The organism is Sedimentitalea sp., assembly GCF_039973035.1.
GTDB lineage: Bacteria > Pseudomonadota > Alphaproteobacteria > Rhodobacterales > Rhodobacteraceae > Sedimentitalea.
Genome location: NZ_JBDWLR010000055.1, coordinates 1 through 9,583, shown reverse-complemented (window position 1 = coordinate 9,583; position 9,583 = coordinate 1). Strand labels below are relative to the sequence as shown.

The following is a 9,583-nucleotide window of genomic DNA, read 5'->3' as shown; positions in this document are numbered from 1 at the left end:
TCGTTGTTCCGATCCGTGGCAAGAAGCATTGGCTGTGGCGCGCAATTGACGCAAATGGCGAGGTTCTCGATATCCTTGTGCAAACGCGCAGAAGCGGAAAGGCCGCAAAGCGGTTTTTCAAAAGGCTGATCGCTCAGTTCGGCGCGCCGAGGGTCGTGATCACGGACAAACTGCGCAGCTACATCCAGCCGATCAAAACGCTGGCACCGGACGCTGATCACCGCGCTCACAAGGGATTGAATAACGCCATTGAAGGGTCACACAGGCCGACACGCAAGCGAGAGAAGATACTCGGGCGGTTCAAATCTCATCGGCAAGCACAACGATTTCTGACCGCACACGACCCGATCAACCTGATCTTCCCGTCCCCGCCGTTACAGACTCACCGCAACATCATACCGCCACGCTCGGGCCGATGCTTTCAGCCTCTGGGCCGACTACACCGCCGAATTGGTGGCGTGATCGACCGATCACCAGAGCTTTAAAAGCCACGGTCAGCAACTTGGCAATCCCGACCAAAGTATTCGATCAGCGCCGAGCGCGTGTCAGACGGGCGCGGGTTCAAGTTCCCGGCCGATACCGTGGTCCTATATCTGCGGAATCCGCTGGACTGAAAAGTTCACCAAATGTTTCCTCAGATGTCCATATGTTCATGCTCGGGCCTTTTGGGCCCAATAGGTGGAAAGTCAAGACCGACAAGATCGACGCGTCGGTTCTGGCGAAACTACACGCCAGTGGGTTTCTGCCTGAGGTTAGGATGCCAGATGAGGAAACAGAACGGCTTCGTCGCGTCGTGGCTGAACGGGTGCAACTGGTCTCCCAGATGACCCGTCTCAAAAACCGGATCCATTCGGTCAAGTTTCGTGTTGCGCAGCCTCAAGAACCGCCAGGCGTTCCTGCCGCCGCAGCCCTGAACGTCGTGACCCCGCACCGGTCACGGCGCTCAGAACTCGCGCGCGGCGTCCAGCAATTTGCCCAGACCGGAGATCAGCGCCTCGCGTTCGGCCTCGCTCAGCACCGCGCAGAACGCGGTCTCGGTGCCCGACTGGATCGCCATGGCGTCGCTGGCCACCGCAAGGCCGGTCTCGGACAGGCGGACATGCATCACGCGGCGGTCCTCGGTGTCGCTCTCGCGCGTGATCAGCCCTTTTTTCTCGAGCCGGGTCAGAAGGTTTGACATGCCCCCCGACGAGAACAGGATGGTTTCGAGCAATTGCTTCTGGGTCAGGCTGTGGGGCGCGCCCGAGGCCCGCAACGTCGCCAGGACGCCGTATTCATGGTATTTCAGGTCGAACGCGGCCAGCGCGTCGTTGAACATCTGGTTCAGCACGCCCGCCAGTGCGACGACCCGGCCGCACACCTCCTTGCCCGACGAATCGAGCTGGGGCAGTTCGGTCTGCCACATCCGGATCCCGTTCCGGACCCGTTCTTCGAGGCTGGCGGACCTTCCCGAACGGGGTCTTTCGATCTGGTTCATTCCGGTTCTCCTGGGCGTTGTGCCTGCATGTGCAGTCGTAACATCGATTATTCCGACGGACAAAAGCTTTTAAGAAAGCTTTTGCAAAAACAATCTTGACAGAACGCGGGGGCCGACATCATCATCGCGGGCAATAAACGGCATCAAACCTGACAGGGAACCGACATATGACACATGATTTCACCGCTCATCCTAAACAGATCGTCGCAGCGGCCCTGGTCGCCGCTGGGCTGATCGGCGCGCAGACCGCGCCGGCGGCCGCGCAAGAGACGCTGACCATTGCCACTTTCGGCGGCTCCTTTCTCGAAGCGGTCGAGAAATGCCATATCCCGCCCTTTACCGAGGCCACCGGCGCCAAGGTGCAGACCGTGCTGGGCAACTCGTTGCAGCATGCCGCGTCGGTGCGCGCGATGGGGGCGACCTCGGATTTCGACGTGGTCTATATCGACGACTCCGCCGCCATGCAGCTCAAGGTCGAGGGGCTGACCCACGCGCTCGATCCCACCGCGATCTCGAGCAGCGCCGAGCTGGACCCGCGCGCATACGGCCCCGACAACGCTTTTGTCGTGTTCATGACCGGGGCCACGGCAATCGCCTATAACCCCGAGATGGTCGATGAGGCGCCCGACAGCTGGAAGGACCTCTTTGCCGAGGACATGAAGGGGCAGGTGGCCATCGGCGACGTGACCGGCACGTCGGGCTGGCAGTTCCTGCTGGCGGTCAACAAGATGAACGGCGGGACGCTGGACGACATCACGCCGGGGATCGAGGCGATCACGCCGCTCGCCAAGGACTCGGTGGTTCTCTACACGCAGGCCGACCAGTTGCTGGCGCTCTTCGCCCGTGGCGAGATCGCGATGGCGCCCTGGTATCCGGATCGCGCCGGTTCGGCGGCGGACGAGGGCCTGCCGATCGCCATCGCCTATCCCGAGGAAGGTGCCGTCGGCATCCGCCCGACCCTGCTGATCCCCGAAGGCAGCGCCAAGAAGGACCTCGCGACCCAGTTCGTCGACATGGTCCTGTCGAAATCGGTGCAGGAATGCTTTGCGGAAAACAAGTATGCCGGCCCGATCAACGTCACGGCCGAGCTGTCGGAAAAGGCCGCCGCGATCGTGCCCAACGGCAAGACGCTGGAAAGCCTGTGGTTCCTCAATCCGCAGGTCACTGCGGCCAACCTGTCGGGCTGGATCGACCGCTGGCAGCGCGAAGTCGCACGCTGAAGCCTGAAATGAATGCCGGCCGGGCCCGCCTGATGCGCCCGGCCGTTCAACCGATTGGAGTATCCGATGGCGCGGCTTGAACTGGACCGGCTGGTCAAACGTTTCGGCGAGTCCGAGGTCGTGAAGGAGGTCTCGCTCGTCGTGGACGAGGGCGAGCTGGTCTCTCTGCTGGGGCCGTCGGGCTGTGGCAAGACCACCATCCTGCGGATGATCGCGGGCCTGCTGGAACCGACCGGCGGCGCCATCCGCGTCGCGGGCGAGGACATCACCCGCGCCGCCGCCGCGCATCGCGACATCGGGCTGGTGTTCCAGTCCTATGCACTGTTCCCGCACATGACGGTGTTCGAGAACGTGGCCTTTGGCCTGCGCCGCCGGAACGCCCGGGGCGACGACCTGACCCGGCGCGTGACCGAGGCGCTGGCAATGGTGCAACTGGATCACCTGGGCGCGCGATATCCGCGCGAACTGTCCGGCGGCCAGCAACAGCGCGTGGCGCTGGCGCGCGCCGTGGCGCCGCGTCCGCGCCTTCTGCTCTTCGACGAGCCGCTGTCCAACCTTGATGCCCAGCTGCGCGACCGGATGCAGATCGAGTTGAAGCAGATGCAGAAACAGCTGGGCATCACCAGCGTCTTCGTCACCCATGACCAGACCGAGGCGATGACCATCTCGGACCGGATCTGCATCCTGGCGGACGGGCGGATCCAGCAATATACCAGCCCCGAGGACATCTATGACCGCCCGGCCAATGGTTTTGTCGCGCGTTTCATCGGACGATCGAACAGCTTTCGGGGCAAGGTGCTCGACCAGGGCATCGTCGAGCTCGAGGGCGGGGCCAGACTGCGGCTGGCCGGCGTGCCCGCGCCGGGCGTGGCCGTGGATGTCGTGATCCGGCACGAGGACGCGACCCTGTCGGCCACGGACGGGCCGGAGGCCACCAGCGGCGAGACCCTCGCCGGGCGGGTGCGGCTGCGGTCCTTCATCGGATCGCGCGTGCAATATGTTCTGGCGCTGCAAGGCGACGCGGAATTCGTGGCCGAGGTTCCAGCCTCGGGTCCGGGCGGAGGGTTCTATCGCGGCGACGATGTCGCGATCCGCATCGACACCGACCGCGCCTTTGTCGCGCCGGTCGATTCCGGGGGGCGCGCGGCATGACTGGGGGACCCAGGGGCCTGGCGCTTGCCTCTCCGTTGCTGATCGTGCTGCTGGTGTTCTTTCTAGCGCCGGTGCTGATCATGCTGCCGACATCCTTTCGGGACTATATTCCGGGACAGGCCATGTCGGACATCTGGACGCTGGCCAACTACACCCGCATCGTGACCGACGACTACTATCGGGAGATCGTCGGCCGCACCCTGCTGATGGGCGGGATCGTGACGCTGCTGACCTTTCTGCTGGGCTTTCCGCTGGCGATGTTCATGGCGCGCACTACGCCGTTCTGGCGGGCCACCGCGACGCTGCTGGTGATCTTTCCGCTCTTCCTGAACTTGGTGGTGCGGTCCTTCGGCTGGATCACGATCCTGGCCAACCGGGGCATCGTCAACAATTTCCTGATGGATATCGGCCTGATCGACAGCCCCATCCGGCTGCTCTTCAACCTGACCGGGCTGGTCATCGGCCTGACTCATATCTATCTGCCCTTCATGGTGCTGATGCTGCTGAGCGCCATCCAGAACATTCCGCGCGACGTGGAGCAGGCGGCCGCGACTCTGGCGGCAGGCAAGATGCGCATCCTGTTCACCATCACGCTGCCGCTCACCGCGCCGGGCATCCTTGCCGGGTCGATCCTGGTCTTCGTGCTGACGATCAGCGCGCTGGTCACGCCGCGCCTGCTGGGCGGGCCCACCTACAAGGTGATGGCCACGCTGATCTATGACGAATTCATGCTGAAACTGGACTGGCCTTCGGGTACGTCCTTTGCCTTCATCCTGACGCTGATCACCCTAGCGATCATCTGGGGTGCGGGGCGGCTGGCGCGGCGCTGGTCGGGAGGCACGGCATGACACGTCCCTCTGTCGCGCTCACCGCCATCGCGGGCCTGGTGTTGATCTTCCTGCAACTGCCCGTCATCGTCGTGGCGATCAGCGCCTTTACCGAGACGTCCTATCTCACCTTTCCGCCGCAGGGGTTCACCCTTCGCTGGTTCGCAGAGGTCCTGACCGATCCCGCCTGGCTGTCGGCCATCGGGTTCAGCCTGATGCTGGCGGGCCTGGCGACATTCGCCTCGCTGGTTGTGGGCACGGCGGCGGCCTACGCGATCAGCCGCCGGATGATCCCCGGATCGGACGCGATCGCGTCCTTCCTGATGGCGCCGCTGGTGTTTCCTGCCGTGGTGATCGGCGTGGCGCTGCTGCAATTCTACGCGGTGCTGGGCTGGCGCGGCAATTTCGGTGCGCTGGTGGCGGCGCATGTGGTGCTGACCTCGCCCTATGTGGTGCGCGCCTGCCTGTCGAGCCTGGCCGGTGTCGGCCGCGACCTCGAAGAGGCGGCGGGCACGCTGGGGGCCGGGGGTCTGACCACATTCCGCCTCGTCACGCTGCCGCTGCTGAAACCGGGCCTGGTCGCGGGCGGGTTCTTCAGCTTCATCACCTCGCTGGACAACGTCCCGGTGACCATCTTCCTGCTGGGGCCGGGACAGACGACGCTGCCGGTCAAGATCTTTACCGCCATCGACCAGGGCGGCGTCGATCCGGGTCTTGCCGCGATTTCCACCATCCTGATCCTCGTGACCGGCACGGCCTTGGCCATCGCCGAGCGTTGGGTCGGCTTTTCCCGATTTGTCTGAGGACCTGTCATGTCGTTCACAACCCGCGGTTTTCCGCTGTTCCTGACCTTTGATTTCGATGCCGAGACCCTGTGGACCGCGCGGGACAAGTCCAACGCGCAAAAGCCCATCGTCATGTCGCAGGGCCGCTATGGCTGGAAGCGCGGCATCTGGCGGGTACTGGACCTGCTGCGCCGCCGCGACCACTGCGTGACCTTCTTCGTCCCCGGTCTGGTGGTCGAGGCGCATCCCGAGATCATGGAGGCGGTCCTGAAGGACGGACACGAGATCGCGCATCACTCGTACACCCATACCTGGATCACCGAGTTGAGCCTGGAGCAGGAGCGCGAGGAGATGGAGCGCGGCATCGAGGCGATCCGCAAGGTGGCGGGCTATCGCCCGCGCGGCTGGCGCTCGCCCGCCGCCGAGTTCAGCCAGCACACGCTCGGCCTGATCGAGGAATACGGGTTCGATTACTCGTCGAACTTCTTCGATGACGACGAGCCCTACCTGCTCGAGATCGACGGTCGCCGGACCGACATCGTGGAGCTGCCGTTCCGCTGGGTGCTGGATGATGCGCCGTTCTTTCACTATTCCGTCACGCTGCCGGGCCGGACTATGCAGGCGCCGTCGGCGCTGCTCGAGGCATGGACGCTGGAATTCGACGCGCTGCGGGCCGAGGACCGGATGATGATGATCGGGATGCACCCGCAGATCATCGGCCAGCCCTCACGCCTGTGGGTGCTCGAGCGGTTCCTCGATCATGTGGCCGAGGCCGATAATGTCTGGATCGGGCGCTGTGACGAAATGACCGACGACATCCGCGCCGGGCTGAAAGGGGCGCGGACGTGACCGGGCGCCTGGCCGGGCGGCGGATCCTGATCGCGGGCGCAGCCAGCGGGATCGGGCGCGAGACATTGCGCCTGTTCCGCGCCGAGGGCGCGCAGGTGGCCGCGCTCGACCTGCAAGCGGACGGGGCCGAGCCGGGGTTCGAGGCCGACATCACCGACGGTACCGCCTGTCGCGTCGCCGTCGCGGCCGCGACCGAGGCATTGGGCGGGCTGGACGGCATGGTGAACTGCGTGGGCATCGACCTGGAGGCCGCCGTCTCGGACATGACCGATGCGGACTGGGACCGCGTCATCGCGGTCAACCTGACCGGCGCGATGACCCTGTGCCAGGCGGTTCTGCCGGCGCTGCGCGCGGCGGGCGGCGGCACCATCGTCAACCTCTCCTCTGCCGCCGGGCTGTCGCCGCTCAGCCACCGTGCGGCCTATTGCACCAGCAAGGCGGGGCTGAACATGTTCGGCAAATGCCTGGCGATGGAACTGGGCCCCGAGAACATCCGCGTGAACACGGTCTGTCCAGGTGCGGTGGACACGCCGCTGTTCCGGTCCTCCTACGAGGATTACCAGAACGCCGAAGAGCGCCTGTCGGCGATCCGCGCGCGCTATGCCATGCACCGGGTCGCGCAACCCTCCGAGATCGCCAGCGCGGTGCTCTACCTGACCTCCGCGGAGTCCTCCTATGTGACCGGATCGACGCTGGCCGTCGATGGCGGGCGGAGTTTCCATTGACGCCGCGCGTCGCCCTGGTGACCGCCGGCGCCGGCGGGATCGGCGCGGCCACGGTCCGGCACCTCGCAGGCCAGGGGATGCGGGTCGCAGCCTTCGACCTGGATTCCGGGGCGCTGGCCGACCTGCCGGGCGAGGTCCTGAAGGTGGCGGTGGACGGCACCGACCCCGAGACCATGAGCCACGCGCTCGACACGGTGCGGGCCGAGTTGGGGCCGGTCGACATCCTGTTCAACAACCTGGGCCAGAGCGCGCGCGACAAGGGCAGCCGATTCGACGTCTCGGACGAGGCGACATGGCGCTTCGTGCTGGAAATCTCGCTCTTGTCAATCATGCGCACCACCCGTGCGCTGGTGCCGGACATGACGGCGCGCGGCTGGGGCCGGATCATCAACATGTCGAGCGACGCGGCCTTCGTGGGCGATGCCGGGCTGGTCGATTACGCGGCGGCCAAGATGGGCGTCGTGGGGTTCACCCGCGCGCTGGCGCGCGAGGTGGCGGCACAGGGGATCACGGTCAATGCCGTCGCTCCCGGCGCGATCCGCACCCGCGCGCATGACACGCTGGCGCCCGAGGTGCTGGAGCGGATCAAGGCGGCGACCCCCGCAGGCTTCGTCGGCGCGCCCGAGGACGTGGCCCGGACCATCGGGTTCCTCGCCTCGGACGGGGCGCGGTTCATCACCGGCCAGACCATCCTGATCGATGGTGGCCGGTGGATGCTGTGACAGGAGGATGACATGAGCGATCTGGCCGACAAGAGCGCCCGCGCCTTGGCGCAGGGCTACCGGGAATACGCGTTTTCCCCGGTCGAGGTGATGCAGGCGGTGCTGGCGCGCTGCGAGGCTCGAAAGGATCTCAACGCTTTCGTGACGCTGATCCCCGAACAGGCCATGCAGGCCGCGCGGGAGGCCGAGGCGTTGCAGGCCAGCGGGGCGGACCTGCCGGCGCTGCACGGGCTGCCCTATTCGGTCAAGGACCTGACTTTGACCAAGGGGGTGCGCACAACGATGGGTTCGCGCGCCATGGCCGATCACGTCCCCGAGACCGATGCCGTCGCCGTGGCCCGCGCCAAGGGGCATGGCGCGATCCTGGTCGGCAAGACCGCGACGCCCGAGTTCGGGCACAAGATACATACCTCCTCGCCGCTGTTGGGCCGCACGCTGAACCCACATGCGCCGGATGTCACGCCGGGCGGATCGTCCGGCGGCGCGGCGGTGGCGGTGGCGACGGGCCAGGGGCCCATCGCGCTCGGCACCGACGGGGGCGGGTCGGTGCGGATCCCGTCGGCCTGTTGCGGGACCGTGGGGTTGAAACCGACTCAGGGCACGATTCCCAACCTTCAGGCCGCCGACCTGTTCAGCTCGAATGTCTATGTGGCGCCGATGGCACGGGACGTGGGCGACACGCGGCTGCTCTTCGACGCGATACGCGGATTCGACCGGCGCGATCCCTTCGGGCAGGCGGTGGTGCCACTGCCGCGCCGCGCCGCCACGCTCCGCGGGTTGCGCGTGGCCTGGCTGCCCCGCGCCGGCAACCCGGTCGATCCCGAGATCGCGGCGATCACCGGCGACGCCATGGCCCGGCTGGCCCGCGAGGGTGTTGAGGTCGAGGAAATCACGCTGGATTTCGCGGCGCTGGAGCCGCATTTCATGGTCATCCTCGAAACCCTGCTGGCGGGGCGCGTCGGAACCGTGTCAGGGGCGGCGCGCGACCAGTACGACCCCAGCCTGATGGTGCATGTCGACAACGGGATGAGCCACGGCGCGCTGGCCCTCGCCGCGACGGGGGCCGCACGCAGCCGCGCCTTTGCCGAGGTGCAGGAGGTGCTGTCGCGCTTCGACTTGATCGCGTCGCCGACCCTTTCGGCGCCGCCTTTGCCGCATAACCAGGACCCGCACGGCTCGGTACCGATCGACGGGGTTCCCTCGGGCCGGGTGCGCGCGGTCTGGTATCCCTACACGATTGCCACTAACCTTACCGGGCATCCCTCGATCTCGATCCCCTGCGGCTGGGACAGCCACGGGCTGCCGGTCGGGTTCCACTTGACCTCAGCCTGGTACCAGGAGGATTTCCTGCTGGACTGCGCCGAACTCGCGGAACGGGTTTTCGCCTTTGATCTCGGCCGGGACGGCGCCTGAGCCGCGCGCGGCCCGTGCGCCGCTAGAGTCGAACCGAGGCGCTGCCCAGGGCGGACATTTCCAGAACGAGGGAGTTGGCAAAACCTGGGGGTCACTGGACTGTGCTATCCTGAGTTCTTTTGTGGGAGAGCAGTGATGGATGTACAGATTTCGGTGGATACGACCTTGTTGCATGGGTTGCCGATTTCGGCGAGAATGTGCGCCCTGTGATTTTCATGGGAACGTGTGATGCCGCATAAATTCAGCGCTGGTCGGCGCGATAAGTTTCCCATGGCGAAATACGCGGTGACCAATTGGTCGGATTACAACGAGGCTCTGCGCCGTCGCGGTGACGTGACGATCTGGCTTGAGGATGGGGCTGCCGGGAAATGGTTTGCGCCGAAGCGAAAGGGTCGCGGTGGTCAGCCGAAATA

9 protein-coding genes and 3 pseudogenes are annotated in these 9,583 nt (G+C 65.7%); 11 read left to right on the top strand and 1 reads right to left on the bottom strand.

What is annotated here, in order from left to right:
• Together ABJO75_RS13495 and ABJO75_RS13490 are read left to right on the top strand one after the other, a co-directional pair.
• A pseudogene (locus ABJO75_RS13495) lies at positions 1 to 462 on the top strand (DDE-type integrase/transposase/recombinase); the annotation flags it as partial.
• A gap of 220 nt (positions 463 to 682) precedes the next feature.
• Positions 683 to 856 (top strand): annotated as a pseudogene (locus ABJO75_RS13490) (transposase); the annotation flags it as partial.
• A gap of 87 nt (positions 857 to 943) precedes the next feature.
• On the opposite strand, the gene ABJO75_RS13485 reads toward ABJO75_RS13490, so the two are convergent.
• Positions 944 to 1,477 (bottom strand): MarR family transcriptional regulator, encoded by a 534-nt coding sequence (locus ABJO75_RS13485; RefSeq protein WP_348413994.1) that lies wholly within the window; start codon positions 1,475 to 1,477, stop codon positions 944 to 946.
• Positions 1,478 to 1,644: 167 nt separating this feature from the next.
• Between ABJO75_RS13485 and ABJO75_RS13480 the strand changes: the two genes are divergently transcribed.
• The 9 genes and pseudogenes from ABJO75_RS13480 to ABJO75_RS13440 all read left to right on the top strand — a co-directional run.
• Positions 1,645 to 2,697 (top strand): ABC transporter substrate-binding protein, encoded by a 1,053-nt coding sequence (locus ABJO75_RS13480; RefSeq protein ID WP_348413995.1) that lies wholly within the window; start codon positions 1,645 to 1,647, stop codon positions 2,695 to 2,697.
• Between the two features lie 66 nt (positions 2,698 to 2,763).
• A complete protein-coding gene (locus tag ABJO75_RS13475) occupies positions 2,764 to 3,849 on the top strand; it encodes an ABC transporter ATP-binding protein (RefSeq protein ID WP_348413996.1) in 1,086 nt (361 codons plus the stop codon).
• A gap of 44 nt (positions 3,850 to 3,893) precedes the next feature.
• Positions 3,894 to 4,697 carry an ABC transporter permease gene (locus tag ABJO75_RS13470; RefSeq protein ID WP_348414002.1) on the top strand — a complete coding sequence of 268 codons (804 nt, stop codon included), beginning with the start codon at positions 3,894 to 3,896 and terminating at the stop codon, positions 4,695 to 4,697.
• Complete coding sequence (locus ABJO75_RS13465; protein WP_348413997.1) at positions 4,694 to 5,479, top strand: ABC transporter permease; 786 nt, start codon at positions 4,694 to 4,696, stop codon at positions 5,477 to 5,479. Before ABJO75_RS13470 ends, ABJO75_RS13465 begins: the two co-directional genes overlap by 4 nt.
• Positions 5,480 to 5,488: 9 nt before the next feature.
• Positions 5,489 to 6,310 carry a polysaccharide deacetylase gene (locus ABJO75_RS13460; protein ID WP_348413998.1) on the top strand — a complete coding sequence of 274 codons (822 nt, stop codon included), beginning with the start codon at positions 5,489 to 5,491 and terminating at the stop codon, positions 6,308 to 6,310.
• Entirely contained in the window at positions 6,307 to 7,035 is a 729-nt protein-coding gene (locus ABJO75_RS13455; RefSeq protein ID WP_348413999.1) for an SDR family NAD(P)-dependent oxidoreductase, read from the top strand. The genes ABJO75_RS13460 and ABJO75_RS13455 overlap by 4 nt, the downstream gene beginning before the upstream one ends.
• A complete protein-coding gene (locus ABJO75_RS13450) occupies positions 7,032 to 7,757 on the top strand; it encodes an SDR family oxidoreductase (protein WP_348414000.1) in 726 nt (241 codons plus the stop codon). The genes ABJO75_RS13455 and ABJO75_RS13450 overlap by 4 nt, the downstream gene beginning before the upstream one ends.
• Before the next feature lie 12 nt (positions 7,758 to 7,769).
• On the top strand, positions 7,770 to 9,170 hold the full coding sequence (locus ABJO75_RS13445) for an amidase (protein ID WP_348414001.1): 1,401 nt from the start codon (positions 7,770 to 7,772) through the stop codon (positions 9,168 to 9,170).
• Positions 9,171 to 9,398: 228 nt separating this feature from the next.
• Positions 9,399 to 9,583: pseudogene (locus ABJO75_RS13440) on the top strand (IS5/IS1182 family transposase); the annotation flags it as partial.